This is a genomic window from Neobacillus sp. plas4 (genome assembly GCF_057221695.1).
Genome location: NZ_CM170152.1, coordinates 2,962,094 through 2,986,447 on the forward strand (window position 1 = coordinate 2,962,094; position 24,354 = coordinate 2,986,447).

The window sequence follows — 24,354 nt, forward strand, 5'->3', positions numbered from 1 at the left end:
CAGAGATGTCCGAATTGTCTTCCAACTCTTCAGAATCGCTCAAAGCTATATAGCAAGGAATCTCTGGTCATTCTAAATAAAACAACTTTATGAGTATACTTTTATCGTAGAATAATTCAATTTAATATATTAAGAGTGTGTTTTGATCAATCTTTTTTTAAAACACACTCTTTTTTTTGTTTGTTTATCAAGATTAGTATTAATTTGATCGATCAGTGCTCCAAAGCTACAAAAGTTAGATGTGATAAATAGCTCTTAAAATAAGCACAAATCACCTCCTAAAGTGGCCGCCGGTTAAAGAAATATCATAGAAATCACGCAGGAATGAATTTTGCAGTGCAGCTCTATAAAGAGGGAAGTATGACTGTTATTCAAGTTTCTGAGATTATAATGTGTCGAGGGCTCATGATACAGAAAGCCGTCGGAGGGGAACAAAGAATAATTCCTTATACCATTAAAGGGCCAGATTGTTGAATATAATTTGACGATGTGTCGTATGAATTTATATTGAAAATATATTCATTCATAAAAATGAAAGGAAAATGCTATATGAAATCTCGAGTTAATAAGTTTCTAATTGTAAAAGCCGATGAAGTTGATTTAGATGTAAGGACGCAAATGTCTGAAATTTTTGCGGAAGGCTTCACTCAATGGCTTGTGTTTTTTTCCAAAGATAAAAACATCATTGCAAAGGCTTTTGCCCACATGTTTTTATTAGATCAATTTTATATAGCTATAGCAATTGATAAAGTTGCAGGAGTGACGGCATGTACGGACGGGAAAACATCATCGGTAAGATTAAATAAAAAAGAGCTGAGAAAGCACTTAGGCTTCTTCAAGGGAAGCATGGCCGGGATCTTTTTAAAAAAGGAATTTGAAGCCCCTTTTGAAAATCCCCCTCCCAATACAGGCTCGATTGAATTTGTTGGAACAGCTCCTGAATTCAGAGGACAGGGCGTAGCATCTCAAATCATCCAGCATATTTTCGAAAATACAACGTACACCAATTACGTTATTGAAGAAGTTGCTGATACGAATACTCCGGCAATGAATTTATATAAAAAATTGGGTTTTGAGGAGTATAAACGGAAGGCTTTTTCGCAAAAGGTAGCGAATAAAATTGGAATCAATAATTTTTTGTCTTTGAAATATGTGAAAAAATAAGGATGATTTTCCTCTAGATGATAGAGCGAAAAGGAGGGAGATTTCTTGCCTAGAATAAAAAAACAATATGAAGCACTGAGAACGGCAACTAAAAACAAAATTCATTCTGCTTCAATAAAACTATTTGCAAAAAAAGGTGTTGCTGCAACTAGTGTTCAGGATATTGCATCCACTGTAGGAATCAGTACTAGACTCTTGTACACTCATAATAAAACCAAAGATGATTTGTTTAATGAAGTTGTTTCATATGCCGCAGCAGGATTAGCAAAAAACGTTGAAACGTTTAAAAACGATTCGTCTCCAGTTTAAATGATTCGCAGATGGTTATATAACCTCCCTCATATAAATGAAATCTTATGAAACGTCATTAAAAAATTATAATTACCCTTATGGTATAAAGCTGTTAGCATAGAATGTAACTTAAGGTTTACTAAAAAGAGGAGGGGGTTTATTGGAGGCAGAAATAAGGTTTAGAATAGCTACTGAAAAAGATTTAGATAGTATTGTTGCAATGCTTGCTGAAGATGTTTTAGGAAGTAAGCGTGAACGTTATGAGCATCCACTTCCAATTAGTTACATAAAAGCATTCGAGGCTATTACATCCGACCCTAATAACGAGTTAGTAGTGGCATGTGACGGCAATAAAGTAATTGGGGTGCAACAAATTACTTTTACACCATTCATAACACATCAAGGTGGATGGAGAGCTACTATCGAAGGAGTGAGAACATCAGCTTCTGTAAGAGGTAAAGGCGTGGGTACTGAACTTATAAAATGGGCAATTCAACGTGCAGAAGAACGTAGTTGTCATTTAGTACAACTAACAACTGATAAAAAAAGACCAGATGCGTTAAGATTTTATGAACGGTTAGGTTTTAAAGCAACACATGAAGGTTTAAAGCTGAAACTTTAAGGAGGCAGAACTATGTCTACAGCGGTAAAGCGAAGAAGAGTAATTGTAGATTTAGCAGTTACGTTAGATGGTTTTATTGAAGGGAAAAATGGAGAAGTTGATTGGTAGTATCAACTACAGAGCAAGTTACTCTTAAATTAAAATAATTGGTATTCGAACGATTTCACGGTTACCCTAATTCTTATTAAATAAAAGGGCGTAAGAATTATACAAAGATAGACTGTGTCATTAATTTGTTATAGGAGCTATTAATGAAAGAAGAACAAGAAATTATCGGGACTGATAAGCCACTTGTTCTTCTACATTCTATTTTTTATTTTTGTTAATGAAAAAATATTAAACAAGTAAAAAGGCTAATCAAACTATAACGGACTTACAGGTACCCATATTTCGCAATATGGGTTGTTAATCATTATCACCTTGAGCGCCATCATATACTTTTAAAATAATGCGACCGCGCCCATGACCTTGTTGAGATATTTTATGTGCTTCATGCACCGTTTCTAATGAAACAAGTTTTGAAATGACGATCCTTAACTTTCGATCTGCAATCATTTGGGTAATTGTCTGAGAAATAATTTTCGTTTCCTCAGGAGGATACGTAGTAAACGGTTTTACTGTTTTTAGTCCATACATACGTATTTTATCAGCTGATGGCTGTTCAACTAAAGATAGAAGTTTTCCTCCTTTTTTTACAACGGACCAGGATCTTTCTAACGTTTCTCCACCCACCGTATCGACAACCAGGTCTACATCTTGGACTATATTCTCAAAAGAGGTGGAAGTATAATCAATGACAGTGTCTACTCCTAATAAGGAAAGGAAGTCTAAATTTCTCCCTGAACTGGTTCCTATAACATGTGCTCCCTTCCATTTAGCCAATTGGACTGCAATAGAACCAAATCCTCCTGCTGCTCCATGAATCAGCACTTTTTCACCTTCCCTTAATTCTCCGTCCCTAAATAAAGTAAGCCACGCTAAAATAGCACTCCCAGGGATTGCTGCTGCCTCTTCAAATGTGATTGTTGAAGGTTTAGGTAAAAGTTCTTCTCTTGATGCTATGGTAAACTCAGCGTAAGTTCCATTTTTGCTTCGTCCAAAGACTTCCTGTCCGATGTAATAATCATGTACATTGCGGCCAATTTTCTCCACAGTTCCTGCAAAGGTTGTCCCAGGGGTATAAGGAAAGATTGCGGGCCGGCTATCCTTAAAGTAACCTTCACGGTATTTCCAATCATACGGAAGTACCCCAACGGTATGAACCCGAATTAACACATCATCAGAGCTGGGCTGCGGAATAGGAATTCTTTCGAGTTTTAATTGTTCCGGTCCACCGTATTGGTAAACTCGAATGGCTTTCATCATAATGAATCATATCCTTTCGGTATTTTTTTGTAATAGTCGGCCATTTTCGTCTTTTACATAAAATGTGACAAATAGCCAATTTAACATTGCCAGTATGAAAAATCCAAAGTATATATTACTGTATATTGCTGTTTTGCTATCGAAGGCAGCGGGGTTTATGAGAGGGAAATAGTTTAGCTCGATTAGTTTGGTAGTAATGGCTCCACATACGGCAATGGAAATAAAGTTTGACAAACTGTATACACCTAGACCAATGCCTGATTGCTCTACAGATAGTTTTCTGGATATCCAATTGGTTAGAGATGGCTGCATAAAAACATATCCAATTTCCGTGAGAATAAGACATAAAGACAGGACCCAATACGTATATCCCGAAAGAGTTGAGAGTAAAAGAAAACCAATACTTAGAAGGAGGAGAGATAGCCTTATTACATATCTGCTTCCTTTTCGATCAGACAATGCCCCGCCATATGATCCTAACAAGCCTGAAGTAATAGCTGAAGGTGCCAATAGTAATCCAATCCAAAACCCATTTAATCCGTAAAATTGACTGAAAAGCAATGGAGTGATCAGAAATACACCAAAATTGGCAGAGCTATTCACTGCACCCATTATGATTCCATAACGATAGGCAGCATTTTGAAAGAGGTGTATTGGAATAAAAGGATTAATAGATTTCCTTTGCTGAATAAGGAATAAGATTAATAAACATATAGATCCAATAAAAAGCCAAATATTCAGCAGGGTAATAGTTTCCATTAGACAAATAATGAAGGCGGTTAGTAATCCTGCACCTAGTAGATTCACTTTTCCAGCTTTTTTTTGTACATCATTCGGGAACCATTTGAGAATAAAAGGAAGAGTTAGAATAATGAACGTGGAAAAAAGAAATAAAAAACGCCAATGCAAGATTCCAGTAAAAATCCCGCCCAATATTGGGCCAATTACTCCTGAAAATGCCATGACAGAGGCTAGAATCCCAAGTGCTTTTCCACGGCGTTCTTCATCAACATAGCGAACAGGGGCTATCATCGCAAAAGAGGGAATAGATGATACACCAATTCCCTGGATCACACGGCAAACAATTAACAGAGAGAAATCTGGAGCAATTAAACAAAAGATGGATCCAGCGGAAAATAAAAGAACCCCAAAAACAGCAAGACTCTTCATTCCAAAGTGATCTGATAATTTTCCGTATACTAGGGCACCCATTGCTGAAATGATTCCCGAAATAGTGACCACCCAACTGGCAATAGAAGGAGATATTGTAAACTGTTCAGAAATATCAGGTAAAGCCACGTTCAACATAAAGCTGTTTATTATCGCAAATGGGACCATGAAACAAAGCAAACGAATGACACGATTTTCCTGCAGGACTGAAAGCTTCATGGTTTCAGACCTCCTTATAAGGATTGTCACCACATTAACAGTATATTTTTGAATACATATAATGGAAAATATATATTTGTTTATATAATGATAATGTTAAGCTTATGAAAGGAGTAAAAATGAAATGGATTTGCTTCAGCTAAAGTATTTTCAAAAGGTTGCTCAATTAAAACATTTGACACAGGCTGCAAACGAGCTCTATATCAAACAACCTGCTCTTAGCCAAACCATCGCAAGGCTGGAAAAAGATATTGGAGTACCATTATTTAACCGTACAGGGAGACAAATTAATCTAAATGAGTATGGAAGGGTATTTTTGAAAAAAGTTGAGATAGCACTTAATGCATTAGAAGAAGGAAAACGAGAAATAGCTGATATGGCAGGACTGGATCGGGGAACAGTTTCTATCGACACCACTTTTTTGCCTCATTTTTCTGATGTCATCAATTCTTTTCGAAGTTTCTATCCGGACGTTCAATTTACTATTTCCCAGACTACAACAATTGAAAAGAAAGAGCAGCTCCTAGAAAGCGGCGTGATTGATTTTTCTATTTCTTGCAAACCGATTAACAAAAATGGAATTTCAAATATTCCAATTCAGACTGAAGAAATGTTGATTGCCGTTCCCTTTAAACATCTCCTTGCTAATCGGAAGAGCGTTAAATTAAGTGAAATTTCAAATGAAGATTTCATCCACTTTAAAAAGGGACATTCCTTTCGGGATGCAACAGATGAAATATGCCAAAAAGCGGGATTTACAATGAATGTTGTGTGTGAAGCAGACGATGCAAATACAATAAAGGAATTATTGAAATCAAATCTGGGAATTGCTTTTTGGTTAGAATCCTTGTTGGAAAAAGATATTCCATTTCATTATTTGCACATAGAGGAATCTGAAAGTCAACGGATCTATTATCTATCTTGGTCGGAAAAGAGATACTTATCATTGGCTGCACGGACCTTTCAGGAACTCCTCATTCAACACTATAATAATGGGAATAGTTAAGAAAAAATATTGTAAAAAAACCAAAAAGAAGCATTGGATAATCTCCATTCAGTTCGACTAAATGAAATTAGAGATAACACATTTTCCTCCACAAAAGGGCGCAAGAATTGAACAACGATGGACTGTTTCAGCAGTCCATTTTTCTTGGGCTTAAATCAGTTAAATGGCTGGTTAATTGAATAAGGTTGGAGAAATATCCATAGAGGGAGGTTTGTTTTTATGGTAATCCAATCAAATATGACTTCAAAGGCTATAAGCGAAGTATGGGAAGAAACACTTGAGGTTTTTCAAAAATACAATGTTCAAATTACAGAAAAGACATTACAAGTATTAGTAAACGACAAGATTCTTCAAGTATTATTAACTGAATTAAATAAAGTAGTAGGAAGCTCCACCGCAACTTGCATAGAAGGTGGCTGACAAATGCCATCTAAAAAGGAGTAGGTTACTCCTTTAATACTTATTTTCCAATTAAGAGGCAGTATTTACTTTAAGACCGTTATCATTGTGAGGAGTATTGATAGGATGGGTTGTTGTGAAGATATAAGAGAAATGATTGGGCATTCTCCACTAATATTTGTTCGACCAAGCGTGGCAATCATTAATAATAAAGGAAAAAATTTTACTGAGTCGAAACGTAGAAGGAACTTGGACTATTCCAGGTGGAGCTTTACAGTTAAATGAGTCAGTTGAAGAGTGTATTACAAGAATTGTCTTAGAAGTTATAGGCATAAAGATAATAAAGGTGAAATTATTTGGTGTATATTCAGGCAAGGAATTAATAAATCGGGTCGAGGAAAGTGGCGCTGAATATCATCCTGTGGCAATTGGTTATTTATGTACCGAGTACGAAGGAGAAATTACTCCTAATTGCAATAAAGGAATAGAAGCCAGATTTTTTAGATTAAATCAATTGCCTGAAGAAATCGAACCTCTTATTAAAAACAAGTTAGTCGAATTAAATGGGCAACTTGAAAAAATAAAACCTCCTTATTAACGGGTGCTTATAATCAATAAAGAAACATAAATGATCTTCAACAATCGGGCGCTTTTCTGTAAAAAGGAACAGCGCTTATTTTCATTAAAGGGCCAGATTGTTGAATAACATTCGTTTGGGTAATTAAGTTATATATGTTAAAAAATGGGTAACGTGAAGAAAATAGGATACACGTGTTCGGAAAAGGTATTAAGCAAAAAAAAGAGCTTATATATTTGAACTATAACCCGATTAAAGGGCATTTTTTATTTAGTGTCCATTAATCGGGTTATAGTTCAAATAAGGTTGCCGTTTTTATTTAATATAAGAGAGTTTTGGCCCTAATCTAAAGAGGACTCATTAAGAGATCATCTATTTAGTAATAAAACGAGACTTAAATACATCTGTTATAATTTCTCGAAAGTTTCCTCGAAATTTCTCTTTATACTAATTTTATTAGGTCATGCGTTGGATTCGTAGAAAAGTTTGATTAACCGCAGGATACAAACTTTGAGTAGCATTTTTTCCATACTGGTAAAAGACTGACCTTCATTCTAATTTAGTAGCAATCGAAACAGCATTTTTACATCATTAAAGGTAGCATTAGTAGTCGAAGAAGGAAAATCCAACTTAAGCGTGGAATGGATTATTATTGAATCATAATAATCAAGACAACATACCATTTCATATGTTACTGAAAACAAAGAACCAGGTGGAAAATCATCCATTAAACCAGAAAATACAGCTCGTAATGCGTCATGAAGAAGCAATTTGTTTAATCGTATTATCCACTAATAAAGCAAAATGAATTGAAAAATCCATTGGGTGGGGGAAAATGAAAAATAAACTTTTGTACATTGAAGACGATAAGGAAATCGGCGCTTGGGTCAGCGAAGATTTAACTGGACGGGGCTATCATGTGATCTGGCTTACTTCTGGGGATGGCGTGCGCGATCGTATGGAGGGGATCGACCTAGTAATCCTTGACATTATGCTTCCTGGTTTGGATGGATTCTCCATAGGCCAGCGTTTAAAAAAAGAATATCCAGTGACACCGATTCTTATGCTTTCTGCTAGAACCTCTATTGACGATAAATTGCAAGGTCTTCATTTTGCCGACGATTATGTGACGAAACCATTTCATCCTGATGAATTGGCTGCACGTGTGGAAGTGCTGTTAAGACGGTTTGGAAAGATGTCACCATCGCTCATTCAACTTTCACATCTTAGCATTTATTTAGATCAAAACCGCATTGTCGATACAAGAACGAATAATGAAATCGCCCTAACGGCAAAGCAATTTCAAATTTTCACTTATTTGCTTCGTCATCCGAATCAAATTCTGACAAAAGAACAAATCTACGAAGCGGTATGGGAAAATCCCTATATAGCCGGAGATAAAACGTTAATGGTCCATATTCGCCATTTACGCGAAAAAATAGAGGAAAATCCGAGCCACCCGCAAATTATTGAAACCATCCGGGGAATCGGATATCGGGTGAAGCAATGAAATTTCGACATTCTCTGTTGGCTAGATATTTACTAATCATTATGGTAGCACTTATCATATGGCCGTTTGTTTTACCTGCCTATTTCATACCTTCCTATCTTCTGGACAAGGATTTTCCACAAAAAGCTCAGTATATGGATACGAACAAATTAAAGAAAATGTGGCATCATGAAGCGGCAAAGCTGGATGGAGCCACTCCAGAGCAGGTAAATCAGAATCTACAAACAGTAAAGGAACAATATCCGCTCGCTTCGATGTTCTGGGTGGACGGGGCCGGCAAAACCAAACTGGTACTTTCCGAACAAAAGAATATTCCGGCTCAATGGACCTTAGAGAACAGTATTGAGTTTATGAATCAAAGCGATGAAGTTCCCATTACCTTTGTGTCTTTTATTGGCGGAAAACAGAGCAGCGGGTTTATGGTTTTCCAAATACCGCCCTCCGTTACAAAACTTCCGACCCTTTCTATTATCGATGACAAGTTGCTGGCGGTATATACTTTTCTCGTATTAGGCCTCTTTCTATTTGTCTCTTGGTTATTTTTCTTCAAGATACGGAAACGGCTCGTTCATCTCCAAACCGCCATGACGGAAACGAAGGAAAACGGGATTCCCGAAAAGATCGTTATCAACAAAAAAGACGAAATCAGTGAATTGGGCAAAGCGTTTAATCATATGATCGATGAACTGATAAAAAGCAGGCAGCACGAACGAGAAGAAGAAACACTGCGCAAACAGCTGATTGCCAGTATATCCCATGATTTACGAACACCTCTCACAGCCATTCGTGGGCATACCTTTTCATTACAAAAAGAATCTTTATCGTCCAAAGGGAAAGATTCACTTCATTTAATTGAAAACAAGGTAGATCTCTTAAGTCACCTTCTTGAAAATCTCCTTTCCTACACGTTATTATCAGCCGGAAAATACACATTGCAAATAAAAGAAACTGATATTATACGGTTCATTCGTGAATCAATGGCAGGATGGTATCCCGTATTTGAGAAAGAGGGCTTTAAAGTGGATGTTTATCTGCCCGAAAAGACTTTGATCTGGAATATCGATCCCCATTGGTTCATGCGCATCGTAGATAATCTATTACAAAACGTGATAAGGCACGCTAATTCCGGGCGGTATGTCGGTGTCCGAATCGTGGATTATGAAGGGAAAGCAGCCATTCTGATTGAAGACAGAGGCCCTGGCTTGGAAGTAATAACAGACAAAAAGGGCGCCGGCATCGGCCTCTCCATCGTGTCACTACAACAAAGGGTGTGCAAATATATCTGTACGAAAAATAATAAATAGAAAAAGAAAATCCCGAATTAAACAAAATTTAAACGAAACCCCACCTTCATTTTAACCTTTGCTGATTAGGATGAAAGTGGGGATTTTAATTTGATAAAAAAAGAAAGGATGATTACTTTGAATAGCACATCGCCTCTACTGAATAAAGATACTAAAACACAATTTAACCGTTGGCCCTCATGGATTGGATACGCTTCGATTGTTTGGTCAGCGCTGTATGGAGCATTACACCTTTATTGGTTATTTGGTGGAGCTGGATATCCTTTTAAAAATGACGGTATAGGAGCCGCTATGGTTACCTTCCTTCCAGCAAAAGTGGGCTGTATTGTTTTTGTTACTCTATGTCTCATTGGCATTGGAGTAGGTCTTGTCATGCAAAAATCAAAACCTGAGTCTTTTTCTCGGTGGTTTGTTATTGCCTATTCATGGGGGTTCTCTGTTACTCTGCTCCTTTTTATTCCAGATACCAAGTTAATTGCTGCTATGGCTTACGTATTTTTATTTAAATTCGCCTTCAGCTGGCAAATATTGAACCAAATCATTTGTATTATTGGCGCGCTTCTATGGATGATGACCGTTATTGTCTACCAAAGAAAAACTCGACATGCATGTGAATATTGCGGGCGTAATAAAAACGAAGAACCCTTTTTCTTGGTTCGGTGGGGGCGTTTATTAACCGTTATCGCGGCCCTAGCGCCCGTTCCCTACGCCATTGTTCGTTTCGCGTGGGCACTTGATATTCCTTTAGGAATAGACCCGCAACTCTTTAGAGATTTTTCGAATTCTAATCCGATGGCACATATAACGGAATGGGTTTTTGGATCTCTTTGTATCGGCGGGGGACTCCTTACACTCGGTATGATTCAAAAATGGGGTGAAGTCTTCCCGAAGTGGGTCCCGTTCATTGGCGGCAAAAGAGTACCCATCATGCTTGCAGTCATACCTGCTTCTATTGTTGCCATCGCTGTAACCGCAGCAGGTCTTGTCTTTACTTTCAGTTTCATCGCTGAAACACTTCACCTTATGCCAGTCGACAATCTCTTAATCAGTCAGGACTGGGGGATTGTGGGACCAATGATTTTTTGGGGACCATGGGGAGCGGCTCTTGGGCTGGCGGTGATCTCCTACTATTATCGTCGGCGTGGTCAATGTTCCTGTTGTGGAAAAGGTTAAAATAAGGGGGAATTGTAAACATGAATGAAAAAACAAAAATTGTGGAGGCTCAACCGGAAAGGTTGAATGAATTTGAACGATTGACGAAGAAAGCGGTCTGGCCAGCTTACCTCGGTTGCTTTTGGGCAGTAATGTATGCCATTTTCGTCCGATTTTATCAAGCCGCAGGTGGAACTTTAGGCCTTCCTGGCCAGTTTGAAGATCCTAAATTGATCTACATGGGAAGCTACATTGCCGGAGTATTAATCTTAACCTGTGGATTCATCTTAATTATTCTTGTCAAGCCGTGGGGAAGAGTCATACCGACATGGGTGCCATTAATTGGAGGAAGAAACGTCCACCGTCTCATCATATTAATCCCTACCCTTACCTGTACTGCCTACTTGATTGCACATGGAATCAGCGGGATCATTACAAAAGCCCTTTTTCTAGTAGATGTCATTACAATTCATTTCACTGGCTGGATTTCACTTGATGAACAAAGCTTGGCGTTATGGAGTCTTTTATTTTATGAGCCATGGTTTGTTATCATGGGCATTTTGTCCGGCTTAACAGCGTCCCATTATGCGCAAGCTTCTGGCATTTCACTTTCTACATTTAGAAAGAGCATAGTCATTTATTTAATTTCCGTCTTCCTACTAACGGCGTTTTGTGTATTCTATATCATTTTTAAACTTTCATAAAGGGGATATATTTCTTAATATGAATTCTAACAATTGGAAATTATTAGGGAAAAAGTGTGAGAGGAGGACCAGCAAATAAAGATTTGCTGGTCTCTTCTCATTTTATATTTATCTTGCCTTTTTTTAAAATGTGGAGGAATTAGACTTTTATTATCTCTAAAAATTCTTCACGTTGTAGTTTAATTTTTCTTGAACTTACTCCATTAGAAAACGCATTGGAAACAAGTGGTAAACCTTGTGACAATCGCTGGTGAAAAACAAGGCAGAAGTGGTACATTCTTATGGCTGTAATCAGACTATTAATTACCTACCATGATAAAAAAGAAAAATTATAATTAAATAATATACCATCTGTTCTTCCCTAAATAAGGATGACTTTACTTATTCTTTAGATTCCTTAAATGAAAGCGTTTTTAAAATTTCAGAATAGATGTAATTGTTGACACTATCTGAAAATAATTATACTATTATAACAATTAATCGAGAAGGAAAATTCTAGATTCAATAAACTAGTAATGATACAAAGATTCATAGCAAATCAAATACAATAACCAGTAATCGTACGATGACTAAAACTCATTTGCTGAAGAAAGTTTCTTTACTATAAATTAATTGAAAATTTAGGAATTATCACATCAGGAGGATTACACAATGAAAAAAGCAACGAAGAAATATTTGATTGACCGAATGTATAAAGCTTCACAAGGACTTGCGAATGCCGTTTTAGTTACACTTGGAATTGGTCTCCTTATGGAATCACTAGGAACATTTACAGGTTGGGATGGCTTTACGATAATTGGAGTTTCGGCACAGCTCATGTTAGCTCCAGCTCTTGGAGCAGGCATTGCGTATCAGCTTGGAGGTAATACACTAGTCATTTTCAGTGCAATGGCCAGTTCTACCGTAGGAGCAAGCGCTGTTCAGATGACTGAACATGGTGCTACATTAGTAACAGGACAACCTTTAAGTGCAGTTATGGCTGCCGTTATTGCTACGTGGGTAGGGAAGCGTGTTGCAGGAAAAACGAAACTTGATATGATGGCCATACCTTTTGCGGCTATTTTTGTAGGAGGTATCTCGGGAGTATTTTTATCCATGATTACCACTCCGTTGCTAGAATGGCTAAGCGCACAAATCGCTACATCTGTTGCTGGTTCTCCTATTATTGGACCTATGGTCATCGCTCTTGTTTGGAGTATTTTTCTAATGTCGCCAGCATCTTCTGCTGCCATTGCGATTGCCTTACAGCTCGATCCTGTGTCAAGTGCAGCAGCTTTAATTGGTTGTACCGTTCAATTTGCTGGATTCACTGCCATGTCATTTAGACAAAATGACGCGGGGGCGAACATTGCACAATCTTTAATTACACCTAAAGTACAATTTCCGAACTTAATCAAAAATCCACGGCTTGCCATTCCACCGTTTATCGCTGCGGTCATATGTGCTCCAATTGCAACATTGATTTTTGATTTTCAAGTTCCATATAAATTAGCAGGCCTTGGTCTTAATTCATTAATCGCACCGATCAATATTTTAGCTGAACAGGGTCCTATTGTATTATCAATTTACATCGCTGTGGGGATCATCCTGCCAATTATCATTACTCTGGCTATCTATCATGGTTTAAAAGTAATTGGCTGGACAAAAGCAGCTGACTTAAAAATGGAATTGCAATAAAATAAAACTGGGTGAAAAGGAAGATTCCTTATTCTACCCAGTTTTTTTTGCGTTATTTGCATTATTCTCGTATACCAATTGTATAATTCCAAGGTTTTAAATATGGATATAATACAGAGACGCCAAAGGCATCATTTATGCGTCTGGTTATTTGTTATATTATAGAAGAATAATGTTATGCTAATTAAAAAGATATAGGTGAACGATCAGAATCGACTAGTACTGGACCGGACATATGGATGTATGTTGGGTCTTTTTTCATTTATTCAAATCTTACTATTAAGGGTCCTGGCCCTTCAGACATGCTTATCTTCCAATAAGTATCTAAAGCTATGTTGGAAAAAATAACTATGGTATGTCAAATAGAATTTTTAAAAAATTAATTAAAGAATCTGATAAAAAAAGTAGTAAGCTATAGTTATTACATAAATAGGAGAAGTCGATGAATAGAAGGAGAAACAATCAAATTATCAAAAAATACTTATTTTCCCTCCCTTACAGGGCCAAGTTAATACTTGTTTTTTCCCTGCTTATTTTACTTACTGCTACGATTCTCGGAAGTATTACGTACTATCAATTTTCTAAATCTAGTCGGGATCGAACAGAGGAATACCAGATTCAATTGGCTGATCAAATTAATCAGAATTTAAATCGATATTTACGAGAAATGCAAATTATGTCATTGTCACCTTTGTATGACCAGGAGGTATTAGATATTTTAAAATCTCATCAAGAACAGGGAGAGGGGACTACTTTTCCTCCTGCAGCCGAAAGAGTCCCAATGTGGAGATATATTTCTAGTTTGATACATATGAGAAATGAAATTAAAGGAATACATATTATGGCCAATGATGGAACAATCTTTAGTAATTTAGATTCGAATACAGTGATGCTGAAAGTATTTGAAACCGAAAATGATTGGATCAATGAGATTAAGGAGGCAGATGGGGACTGGGTATTACTTCCACTACATAAACCATTTTATTATTTAAATAAAGATACCTCTGTGTTTTCTGTTTCCAGGCTCATTCGTGATCCCTCCTCCTTTGGACCGCTAGGGATTATCAAAATCGATTTAAAGCAAGAATTAATCCAAGAGATTGTGAGTAATTCAAATGAGAAGAGTCATATTTTTATCTTAGATAAGGATAACCAATTCATTTACCCAAATAAGGAAGATAAAATTATTGAATCGTCCTTTCTGGAAGACCTGGAAAATATCAAGGTGAACAATTATACCAATATCCCCATTGATGGCACGGAATATATGATGGTCTATAATCAATCGAACTATTCCGGAGTCAAAACCATCATGCTGACTCCCCGTTCGAGTGTATTTAGTGAAGTAAATCATTTACGGAAAGTGATGATTTTAGTTGTTTTCATGGGAATTCTAATCTCGTTTTTATTAGGATTTTTGCTCTCGAAGCCGCTGGTGGAATCGATTCACAAACTAAGGCGAGCGATGAAAAATGTTGAAAAAGGGAATCTAGGACAGCGAGTTTCGATTACTTCCAATGACGAAATCGGAGAACTTGGTAAAGGCTTTAATCATATGATTAATGAAATTGATCGTCTCGTTTCGGAGGTTTACAAAACTAGTTTGCGAGAAAAAGAGGCTGAAGTCAGAGCACTGCAAAGTCAAATGAACCCGCACTTTCTTTATAACACCTTAGAATCAATTAATATGCTGGCAATCACAAAGGGGAATTTTGATGTTTCTGATATGGTTTCATCACTCGGCAAGCTGCTTCGATATACCATTGATAATTCATCAAAAATTGTTACATTAGAGGCTGAGTTATCTTTTATTCGCTCCTATGTGGCGATTCAAAGGGTAAGGATGGGGGAAAATCTTCAGTATCATGAGGACTTTGAACCAGCCGTCCTTCATGTATACCTGCCAAAACTTATCTTGCAGCCATTCGTTGAGAATGCTATTCTCCATGGGGGTTTTCAGCAAGGCGGAACCATTTCTATCAATGCTCATAGAGTAGGACCGCTTCTTAATATTACCATTTGTGATAACGGAAAAGGTGTTACCGCACAGCAATTAGCAAAGCTGAAGAATCTTATAAAAAACCACAATACTACCTCCTCCGATAAACATAATGGGATTGCTTTATCAAATGCGCATGAGCGGCTTCAGCTATTATATGGAAAACAATATGGAATTAAGATAGATAGTCAAGAACAAAATGGATTTTCTGTTACGTTAACATTACCCATTCAAACGAAGGAGGAAGCTGATCGTGAAAGAAATATTAGTGGTTGAGGATGAAGCGATAATCAGACAAGGTCTTAAGGTATTACTAGAGCAGGTCATTGGCGGATATCAGGTTATCGAAGCAAAAAGCGGTGAGGAAGGGGTATCCCTTTTTCACCAAAGAATACCGCATTTAATTATTACAGATATTCGCATGGGAGGAATGGATGGGCTTACTTTTGTATCAAAAGTAAAACAGGTTTCCAAAGATGTACCCATCATTATCCTAAGCGGTCATAGTGACTTTGAATACGCACGGACTGCGATGCGATACGGGGTCACTGACTATCTCTTAAAACCGATTAATCGCGTTGAGTTATCTGAGGCGATATCAAGATTATTTAAGGCTGATTCGGAAGAAAAAATAGATACATCCAAACAATTTCAGAAAATCCTTCAGTACATAGATGACAAGTTAAGTAATGAAATTACCTTAAAACATATAGCAGATTACGTATATCTGAATCCTCAATATGTGGGGCAATTATTTAAGTCAGAGCTTAACAAAACTTTTACGGAGTATATTACCGAGGAACGATTAAAGCGGGCGAAGCAATTATTAACAAGGACGAATTTAAAGGTATACGAGGTGGCACAGCTTTCAGGATATAAAAGCCCCAAGCACTTTATGATGGTTTTTAAGCAGGAGACCGGAATGACTCCTATACACTACCGAAAATATTCGTAACATTTGAAAGAATCTATGAATAACGAACTATTTCTCTTTTTGAAGGGATATTTTTACCTACGCAACTGCCCTAAAATGAAAGTCAAAGGAGGGTTATACATGAAGAAAAAGATTAGACTAATTTTTTTAATACTTATTTTGTTAGCGTTTACAGCTGCTTGCAGCAATGACGCTGGCACGGAACCAAAGGATAAGGAATCAAAAGATGAAGAAGTAGAGTTGACCTTTTTGATGTGGGGAAATGAAGCGCATCAGGAAGTATACAACAATTTAATCGCAAAATTTAATGAAACTCACCCGAATATAAAGGTGACGATGGAAAGTGTACCATTTCCAGATTATCAACAAAAAATTACGGTTTTAGCAGCTGGCAGGGAACTGCCTGATGTTGGTTGGGTTGCGGAGCGGATGGTACCTCAATTTATGGAAAATGGACTTTTAGAAGATGTTTCATCCTTTAAAGAGGATAAAGACTATAACATGGATGACTTTTTTCCATCAACACTAGATTTATTCGAGAAGGATAGTAAATTATATGGAATTCCATTCTCCACGCCGCCAATGGTTATGTTCTATAACGAAGATCTATTTAAAAAAGCGGGTGAAAAAACTCCTAATGAACACGTAGCAGCCGGAACATGGAATTGGGAGCAGTTTGAAAAATCAGCTAAGGCGATTTCAGCTGAGGGTGTCTATGGTGCAAACTTCTTCCGTGATTGGAATACTTGGATATCTTTACTTTCACATACCTGGAGCAATGGCGGGGATTTATTAAATAAAGATCAAAGTAAATTTACTTGGAACAGCCCAGAAGGTGTAGAAACATTAAATATGCTTGATCGCATGATGTTTAAGGATTCTTCGCATCCAAAAGCAGGTGAGCAAGTGAGCTTCGACTCAGGAAAAATTGGGATGTTTTTTGATGTATATAGTTATGTGTCAGCTGCTCGAAATGTAAAGGATTTTAAGTGGGATATTGCACCACTTCCAGAAGGTTCTAAAGGCAGATATCCAATGCTTGGTCAAGCAGGATATGGATTATTTAAGGATTCAAAACATCCGGAAGAAGCAAAAGAACTTCTTAAATTCTTTACAAGTCAAGAGGGAATTACAGCTACTTCAACATTCTTCGTACCGCCACGGGAATCTGTACTAAGCTCTGAGGCGTTTGTAAATCAGCCTAATAACCCGCCGGCAGAAAGTATTAAACGTGCAGTGATTGATGAAATGGATAATGCCCGTTTGCAAGCTGGGCATATAGAGTGGCAAAAAATTGATACGGCCATTCAATTTGGTTTCGATGAATTATTTGGTCAATTGAAAAAGCCTGAAGATATCTTAAAAGGCATGGAAGAGAAAATAAATCCTATATTAAAATAATCAAGAAGATGCGGTTAAACCTGAATAGGCTTAACCGCATACCTTTTACAGGGGTGAAAGACTGTGACCACATCAATTGTACAAAAGCTCAAAGAAAACAAAATGACATTAATCGTGAGTTTACCAGAAAACCGAGTAGAACTGGCAAAGGCGGCAATCCATGCAGGAGTGGACGCTATTAAGTTACATGTGAATGTAGAGCACCGAGCATCCGGTAATCATTTTACCTACGTTGAATCCTATTTTGATATATTTCGCAAGATTAGAGATGAATTTTCTGGACCACTAGGCATCGTCCCAGGTGGGTCTTTTGAAGATATAAAACAAGGGGAAATGGAGAAATTAATTGGCCTTGGCTTCAATTTCTATTCCATCTATGCCCATCATCACCCAAGCTGGATGCTCAGTCTGAATAAGATTGAGAAAACGTTCGCGATTACAAGTGACTATAATATTAATTCCATAGGTAATGTAGGACACCTAGGTGTTTCAGCATTAGAAGCATCAATCATTCCAGGAGAGCAATACGGGACGCCCCTGACCTTAAAGGATGTACTTGCCTATAACTCGCTTGTCCACCATGTAGATGTGCCTGTTCTCGTTCCTTCACAACGAAAGCTAGTACCATCTGATATTCCATTATTAGCGAAGGCAGGAGTGAAAGCAGTCATGCTTGGTGCTATTGTAATTGGACACACCGAGGATAGTATTCAATCGGAAATCACTTCATTTCGACAAGCAATCGATTTATTGTAAAGGGGGTTGGAAGGTGGAAGCAAAGATTGAAGCAGCGAAACGTCCGCCCTTAAAGGGTGCTAAAAAGCAAAAAAAATTTATTGGCAGTGAAGCCTTTTACGGCTACTTATTTGTCAGCCCCATGGTGATGGGCTTTCTGGTGGTAATGCTTTTTCCACTTATCTATTCGATTTATATGAGTTTGACAGATTGGCAGCTGCTCGGTGATCCCAATTTTATTGGGACAGAAAACTATCAGCGATTAGTAAATGATCCTGATTTTTGGGTTGTATTGAAAAATACTCTTATTTTTGCAGCTGGATTAGTGCCGATCAATATCGTTCTTGCCCTTTTATTGGCCCTATTACTTCAGAGAAATTTACCTGGTATTGGATTATTTCGAACAGCGATCTTTATTCCAGTTATGACATCTATTGTTGTTTGGTCGATTATTTGGAAATATATGTTTGGAACCGAGGAAGGCTTTATTAATCAAGTACTTGCTGCCATTGGGATTGACGGACCTGCCTGGCTTTATGATCCAGATTTAGCTATGGGGGCAGTTATTGTCGTCAGTGCTTTGAAAAATGTTGGGTTAAATATGGTTCTGTTCCTAGCGGCCCTTCAGCAGGTAGACAAGAATCTTTATGAAGCCTCCTATCTAGATGGTGCAAATAAGCTTAGACAATTTTGGCATGTGACCCTTCCAATGATTACACCTACTGTATTTTTAACCTTAATCTTAACCATTATTGGTTCCATGAAGGTGTTTGGTCAAATCTATGTCATGACCAACGGTGGTCCAGGAAATCATACGAAGGTATTAGTTTACTATATTTGGGAAAATGCATTTAAACTATTCGACTTTGGCTATGCCTCAGCAATTGCACTAGTTTTATTTGTGATTATCTTAGTTTTTACTGTCGTTCAATGGACTGCTAGAAAAAGGTGGGTTTTCCATGAAGAATAAAAAGAAAAATGGAGTTTTTACGAAGGTATTATTTTACGGTGTGCTGTCATTCATTTCTATCGTGATGATTGTCCCGTTTTTATGGATGATAAATACGTCATTCAAGGATTCAACGAAAATCTTTGTTTTTCAATTCATCCCTAATCCGTTTAAGTGGGAAAACTATCTACAGGTGTTAGAATCAACACCTTTTCACCTTTTCTATTTTAATAGCTTATATATTGCTATTTTAGTAACAGCTGGAACCATTTTTCTTGGTTCATTAGCAGGCTATGCCTTTGCGAAGCTAAAATTCAAGGGTAGTTCCATCCTATTTCTATGCTTGTTAAGCACTATGATGATCCCGGTTGAGGTTATCACTATCCCTCTTTTCTTATTTATGAGAGATTTAGGTTTAATCAATACACATGTTCCGTTAATCGCAATCCCGATTTTAGGTCCGGCCGGTGTGTTTGGTGTTTTCGTTATGCGGCAATTTTTCTTATTAGTACCAACAGAACTGGAAGAGGCTGCGAAATTAGATGGTTGTTCGTATTTCAGGATTTATTGGAATATCATGCTTCCGTTAGCAAAACCAGCCGTTGCCACACTCACAATCTTTACCTTTTTAACAAGCTGGAATGAATTTTATGAACCGCTTATTTACATTAATTCAAAGGAACTTATGACTCTGCCGCTCGCATTGGCCTTATTCACTGACGAGGTAGGGACGAAATGGGAGCTGCTGATGAGTGCGTCGGTTATGGCAACCGTTCCATTATTAATCATCTTCTTCTTTGCACAAAAGCAATTTATTGAAGGTGTAGCCATGACGGGTGGAAAGTAACAAATAAAAAAGGATGTGTCTATTTTGAAGAGAGAACTAGAATTTGATGTCGTAGTTGCAGGAGGCGGTCCTGCCGGGATAAATGCAGCCATTGCTTCAGGTAGAACAGGAGCAAAAACACTTCTGATTGAAAGATATGGATTTTTAGGAGGGATGTCCACAATCGCACTTGTTTATCCTTGGATGACCTTCCATACAGAATCAGGAAAACAAGTTATAAAAGGGATTGCACAGGAAATCGTTGAAAGATTAATGGACCAGGGGGGTTCACCGGGCCATTTACGCGATACCGTAGGGTTTACCAACACGCTGACCCCCTATCATCCAGAAAAATATAAGCTGTTAGCAGTAGAAATGCTAGAAGAAGCAGGCGTCGAAGTCCTTGTTCATAGCTTTGTAGATAAGGTGGAGGTGGTGGGGAATCAGATTACATCTATTAATCTAACAACGAAATCCGGGCCGATACGAGTTTCGGCAAAACGATTTGTTGATACTACTGGTGATGCAGATATAGCTTTTTTAGCGGGAGCTCCTTGTTTAAAAGGGAGGGACGGCGATCATAACACTCAGCCGATGACGATGAAATTTCGGATGAGGGGCGTTGACCTTTCAAAGGTAAAAGAAGCGATGAAGACGAATCCAAGTAATTTCTACAAAAAAACCCTCATTGCTGAATTGGATGATATACCCCTCACAGGAGTACAGGGATTTTATAAAGAATGGAACGAATCCAGTGTACCCATCAACCGGGATCAAGTTCTCTTTTTTGCTGGTCCTGAAGAAGATGAGGTTCTCGTTAATTGCACCCGTGTTCAAGGCCTAGATGGAACAGATGTATTTGATTTATCAAAAGCTGAAAAAGAAGGCAGGAAGCAAGTGTTAATGATGGCTGAGTTTTTACAGCAGAAGATTCCGGGCTTCGAAAAGGCCTCAGTCTCAGCGGTGGGCTCTCAAATTGGGATACGTGAAACAAGGCGGATTGATGGGCAATATGTACTTACAATCGAGGATGTGGTCGCTGGAAAGAAATTCGATGATACGATTGCTCTCAGTGGTTACCCGATTGATATTCATGACCCAACTGGTAAAGGTGTTCAAGCAAATGATATTGAGGGAGATGGAAGCTATGGTATCCCTTATCGATGTCTCATTCCTAAACTTATTGATAACCTATTAGTCGCAGGTCGCTGTATATCTACTACCCATGAGGCATTGGCTACAACACGGCTCACTCCGAGTGCAATGGCAACTGGGCAGGCAGCTGGAACCGCCGCAGCACTTTCGATTACCAATGATGTTGCACCAAAGGATTTGGATATCAAAAAACTTCAGGCCATTTTGGTAGAGAACGGGGTAGTAATTTAAGGATACTTTAAAGGAGGAAAATCATGAATCAATTGAGAAAAATCTTTACCGTTTGTCTTACTGTGCTCCTTATATTCAGCACTATAGGGATGGTTAATGCAGAGGGAAAAAAGAAAGATTTAGCTACAATTCTACTAGTTCCATTAGATGACAGACCAGCAAATGTATATTTTCCTACAGAGGTTGGAGCAGCTGCAGGTGTAGAGGTGATTACACCTCCGAAAGAAATGATAGGATTGTTCACTCAGCCAGGAAATGGTGAGGAGATTGGTAAATGGCTGTTAGAGAATGGTGATCAAGCTGATGGATTTGTTATTTCAACAAGTATGCTTGCATACGGTGGCTTAGTAGCATCCCGGACGGGTGTCAAATCTATTGAAGAAGCAATTGAAGATATTCAGGTGATAAAACAATTGAAACAATTGTACCCTGAAAAACCTGTATATGTTTTTGATACGATTCAAAGATTAGCTGTCACTGCAATCAGTGATGAATATTTAAAATATTATTCACAGATTAGTGAATGGGCCATCTTATATGACAAGGTTGTTAATTTAGGGATGGAGGGAAGAGCGAGACTTGATCAATTAGAATCTATTATCCCTGAGACTGTATTACAAGATTACAAAAATGCTAGGGCAAGAAATCACACGGTTAATAACCTAATGATTGATTGGGTTAATGAAGGATATATCGACCATTTAATATTGGCACAAGATGATGCGGCACCTTATGGACTTCACCGTGCCGAAAGGGAACTTTTACTTGAAAAGGTCAATCAGCTCAATGTAGAGGATCAAGTAGCAGTCTTCCCTGGAGCAGATGAAGTGGGGGTTGTCTTAGTATCCCGCTTTGTAAATCAATTGTTTCATACGGCCCCAGCCTTTTTTATTGAATATGGAGGTATTCATGGGAAAGATTGGATTGCTCCATTTGAAGATACAACCTTCCATTATAATGTGCAAAAACATATCGTATCGGCCGGAGGAAGGGTTGTTGACAATGAAGAAGAGGCTGACATCCACCTATTATTAAATACTCCATCTGCAGGTGCAACAGAAAGGTCAGATGATATTACTCAACTTGTCATGCGAGCATATGAATTAATATCGAATGGAAAACAAGTAGCCATTGGTGATGTCTTAATCGTCAATAAAGCGGATGAGGCATTCGTGACTGAGCTTGCCGCAAAAGTCGACTTAACGAAAATCCTATCCTATAGTGGGTGGAACACTGCTGGAAATGCTTTAGGAATAACAGTGGGACATGCTGCAGCAAGAACTGCATTTTTAGAGCAAAAGTCAGGTTTCGGTGTGCTTTTATATGAGCAAGCTGCTGAAAACCACTTTGAATTTTTACTCCATCGATTTGCAAAAGATCAAGGATATAAAAATGTTGTTCATCCAGCTGCCAGAAAATATATCCAGCAAATTGGTGCAAGTGAATGGGATTTAGGTGTGAATTACGACCTAATTAACAATTTTGTTAAAGAAAGTCTAACAGCAGAAACAGAAAAGTGGTATCAATATTTTGATGGTAAGGAAGTTTACATTGGTTCAAGAGGAAATAAGGATTTCTTCAAAACCATTTCATCTTTAGAAAGTGTACATGTTAACCTGCCATGGCCAAGAATCTTTGAGGCTGAATTAGAGCCAGAATTGGAACTTAAGTAATAAACGAGGCCGGCAAAAGGGGGAAAAACAGTATTTAGGTAAACAAAATCGGTAGACAAGGCCAACTAAAATTTGAACATGTCTAACGATATTGATTTTATATATTAATGTCATTTAACCAAAAAATATAATCCACCCTTGAGTTAACGGCTCAGGTGGATTATCCTCACCAAATTGCCGACCCCTTTGAGGGATCGTCTATTGCTTGATTGGACATTTTTCCACATGTCCAATCTTTTTTTATATTATTCAATACTTATTTTAATAAATAACCCAAATGAATGAAAATAAAAGTACTTTCCTCTCAAATACAATCACGATAAAAATGCTTGGTTTCTACTGAAATATTATTTAATCAATTGGGGATTGTACTGTATTCATTTAGGATTGTAATTCTTCAGTGTAAAAGGAAAAATATAGGGCATTTTGAAATAATAAATGGTAACAGGAAAAGAAAGTGGTGTATGATGAAAGTGAAGTTTTTACATCATTTTGATTTTTTTAGGAGAGAAGAAATTTGTCAAAAGAAATGTTAAACAAATATACCACAGGGGTTTTGAGTGTTGTAATTAAACAGCCCCATTGGAAAAAGGATGAGCTTTCTAACAGACTTAATCAAGTATTAGATGAAATGAGACAAAATGCAGGATCACAGGAGGTATACCTAGAGTCACTCCTAAGAAACGTTACCTTTCTATTTGAAAACACAAATCGTGCGGTTTCTTTATTAAGGCTGTGTATTGAGGAAGAAAAGTTCATGACCCAAGAAAACTTTCATCAAGCCATGTTAGAGGTTCCTAAATTAGTCAAAGAGTCTAATTTCCTTGTTCAAAATATGCCTCGATTTAAGGACCTTGTTTACAAAGGGGCAACTATAGAAGAGCAAGTAACCCATGCTGAATCGGTTTATTGTGATAGTAAGCTAGTTAACGACATGGTAATTGAGTTTATTGGAACTTTCCTGCATCCGAATAACAAGGAATTTATGATCAACTTTATGGAGTATGCTTCAGATGTGATCGTGGGAACAGTCATGCAATTTTGTAAAACTTATTCCAGTCTCATGCTAAAAGAAATGAACTCAATGAACTGATTTAAATAATGAGATTAAAGATATATGAGCAGTCCCTATAACGACGATTAAGCGTGGAAAAAGTCATGTTTCTGGAGTTTACAAAAATTTACGGTAAGGAGCTCATTCGTTTGAGCTCTTTTTGTTATAGACTGAAAAAGTTGAATGAGCGGACACTCTAAAGAAAACTTAAATTCCTATTTTCTATTAATGTATCTC

At 37.6% G+C, this 24,354-nt stretch carries 22 protein-coding genes and 2 pseudogenes; 22 read left to right on the plus strand and 2 right to left on the minus strand.

What is annotated here, in order from left to right; translation table 11 throughout:
* Positions 1-291: 291 nt before the first annotated feature.
* The 5 genes and pseudogenes from AC2TFD_RS14730 to AC2TFD_RS14750 all read left to right on the plus strand — a co-directional run.
* Positions 292-442: pseudogene (locus AC2TFD_RS14730) on the plus strand (helix-turn-helix domain-containing protein); the annotation flags it as partial.
* A 107-nt stretch (positions 443-549) separates the two neighbouring features.
* Complete coding sequence (locus AC2TFD_RS14735; RefSeq protein ID WP_484676170.1) at positions 550-1,164, plus strand: GNAT family N-acetyltransferase; 615 nt, start codon at positions 550-552, stop codon at positions 1,162-1,164.
* A 45-nt stretch (positions 1,165-1,209) separates the two neighbouring features.
* Positions 1,210-1,473 carry a TetR/AcrR family transcriptional regulator gene (locus AC2TFD_RS14740; protein ID WP_484676171.1) on the plus strand — a complete coding sequence of 88 codons (264 nt, stop codon included), beginning with the start codon at positions 1,210-1,212 and terminating at the stop codon, positions 1,471-1,473.
* Between the two features lie 142 nt (positions 1,474-1,615).
* Positions 1,616-2,077, plus strand: coding sequence for a GNAT family N-acetyltransferase (locus tag AC2TFD_RS14745; RefSeq protein ID WP_484676172.1), 462 nt, complete (start codon positions 1,616-1,618; stop codon positions 2,075-2,077).
* Positions 2,078-2,089: 12 nt separating this feature from the next.
* Positions 2,090-2,182 (plus strand): annotated as a pseudogene (locus AC2TFD_RS14750) (dihydrofolate reductase family protein); the annotation flags it as partial.
* A gap of 300 nt (positions 2,183-2,482) precedes the next feature.
* Here the strand turns inward: AC2TFD_RS14750 and AC2TFD_RS14755 are convergent.
* On the minus strand, positions 2,483-3,442 hold the full coding sequence (locus AC2TFD_RS14755) for an NADP-dependent oxidoreductase (RefSeq protein ID WP_484676173.1): 960 nt from the start codon (positions 3,440-3,442) through the stop codon (positions 2,483-2,485).
* Between the two features lie 6 nt (positions 3,443-3,448).
* Complete coding sequence (locus AC2TFD_RS14760; RefSeq protein WP_484676174.1) at positions 3,449-4,831, minus strand: MFS transporter; 1,383 nt, start codon at positions 4,829-4,831, stop codon at positions 3,449-3,451.
* 124 nt (positions 4,832-4,955) lie between these two features.
* On the opposite strand from AC2TFD_RS14760, the gene AC2TFD_RS14765 reads away from it, so the two are divergent.
* The 17 genes from AC2TFD_RS14765 (at position 4,956) to AC2TFD_RS14845 (ending at position 24,156) form a co-directional block, all read left to right on the plus strand.
* Positions 4,956-5,837 (plus strand): LysR family transcriptional regulator, encoded by an 882-nt coding sequence (locus tag AC2TFD_RS14765; protein WP_484676175.1) that lies wholly within the window; start codon positions 4,956-4,958, stop codon positions 5,835-5,837.
* A gap of 219 nt (positions 5,838-6,056) precedes the next feature.
* A complete protein-coding gene (locus AC2TFD_RS14770) occupies positions 6,057-6,257 on the plus strand; it encodes a hypothetical protein (RefSeq protein ID WP_484676176.1) in 201 nt (66 codons plus the stop codon).
* Between the two features lie 157 nt (positions 6,258-6,414).
* Entirely contained in the window at positions 6,415-6,834 is a 420-nt protein-coding gene (locus AC2TFD_RS14775) for an NUDIX domain-containing protein (RefSeq protein WP_484676177.1), read from the plus strand.
* A gap of 814 nt (positions 6,835-7,648) precedes the next feature.
* Complete coding sequence (locus AC2TFD_RS14780) at positions 7,649-8,323, plus strand: response regulator transcription factor (RefSeq protein WP_484676178.1); 675 nt, start codon at positions 7,649-7,651, stop codon at positions 8,321-8,323.
* Positions 8,320-9,627: a HAMP domain-containing sensor histidine kinase gene (locus AC2TFD_RS14785; protein ID WP_484676179.1), complete on the plus strand. Its 1,308-nt coding sequence runs from the start codon at positions 8,320-8,322 to the stop codon at positions 9,625-9,627. Before AC2TFD_RS14780 ends, AC2TFD_RS14785 begins: the two co-directional genes overlap by 4 nt.
* A 90-nt stretch (positions 9,628-9,717) precedes the next feature.
* The gene (locus AC2TFD_RS14790; protein WP_484676180.1) at positions 9,718-10,800 is read left to right on the plus strand and encodes a hypothetical protein; all 1,083 of its coding nucleotides are present in this window, start codon (positions 9,718-9,720) and stop codon (positions 10,798-10,800) included.
* Between the two features lie 20 nt (positions 10,801-10,820).
* A complete protein-coding gene (locus AC2TFD_RS14795; protein ID WP_484676181.1) occupies positions 10,821-11,483 on the plus strand; it encodes a DUF3995 domain-containing protein in 663 nt (220 codons plus the stop codon).
* A gap of 651 nt (positions 11,484-12,134) precedes the next feature.
* A complete protein-coding gene (locus AC2TFD_RS14800; RefSeq protein ID WP_484676182.1) occupies positions 12,135-13,160 on the plus strand; it encodes a PTS sugar transporter subunit IIC in 1,026 nt (341 codons plus the stop codon).
* A 442-nt stretch (positions 13,161-13,602) separates the two neighbouring features.
* Positions 13,603-15,435: a sensor histidine kinase gene (locus AC2TFD_RS14805; RefSeq protein WP_484676183.1), complete on the plus strand. Its 1,833-nt coding sequence runs from the start codon at positions 13,603-13,605 to the stop codon at positions 15,433-15,435.
* On the plus strand, positions 15,413-16,114 hold the full coding sequence (locus tag AC2TFD_RS14810; protein ID WP_484676184.1) for a response regulator transcription factor: 702 nt from the start codon (positions 15,413-15,415) through the stop codon (positions 16,112-16,114). Before AC2TFD_RS14805 ends, AC2TFD_RS14810 begins: the two co-directional genes overlap by 23 nt.
* A gap of 99 nt (positions 16,115-16,213) precedes the next feature.
* Positions 16,214-17,494, plus strand: coding sequence for an ABC transporter substrate-binding protein (locus tag AC2TFD_RS14815; RefSeq protein ID WP_484676185.1), 1,281 nt, complete (start codon positions 16,214-16,216; stop codon positions 17,492-17,494).
* 63 nt (positions 17,495-17,557) lie between these two features.
* Positions 17,558-18,250, plus strand: a complete 693-nt coding sequence (locus AC2TFD_RS14820; RefSeq protein WP_484676186.1) for a hypothetical protein — start codon at positions 17,558-17,560, stop codon at positions 18,248-18,250.
* 121 nt (positions 18,251-18,371) lie between these two features.
* Entirely contained in the window at positions 18,372-19,199 is an 828-nt protein-coding gene (locus tag AC2TFD_RS14825; protein WP_484676322.1) for a carbohydrate ABC transporter permease, read from the plus strand.
* Positions 19,189-20,025, plus strand: a complete 837-nt coding sequence (locus AC2TFD_RS14830) for a carbohydrate ABC transporter permease (protein WP_484676187.1) — start codon at positions 19,189-19,191, stop codon at positions 20,023-20,025. Before AC2TFD_RS14825 ends, AC2TFD_RS14830 begins: the two co-directional genes overlap by 11 nt.
* 24 nt (positions 20,026-20,049) lie before the next feature.
* Positions 20,050-21,390 (plus strand): FAD-dependent oxidoreductase, encoded by a 1,341-nt coding sequence (locus AC2TFD_RS14835; protein ID WP_484676188.1) that lies wholly within the window; start codon positions 20,050-20,052, stop codon positions 21,388-21,390.
* 23 nt (positions 21,391-21,413) lie between these two features.
* Positions 21,414-23,063: a DUF4127 family protein gene (locus AC2TFD_RS14840; protein WP_484676189.1), complete on the plus strand. Its 1,650-nt coding sequence runs from the start codon at positions 21,414-21,416 to the stop codon at positions 23,061-23,063.
* Between the two features lie 517 nt (positions 23,064-23,580).
* Positions 23,581-24,156: a nucleotide exchange factor GrpE gene (locus tag AC2TFD_RS14845; protein ID WP_484676190.1), complete on the plus strand. Its 576-nt coding sequence runs from the start codon at positions 23,581-23,583 to the stop codon at positions 24,154-24,156.
* Positions 24,157-24,354: the final 198 nt, after the last annotated feature.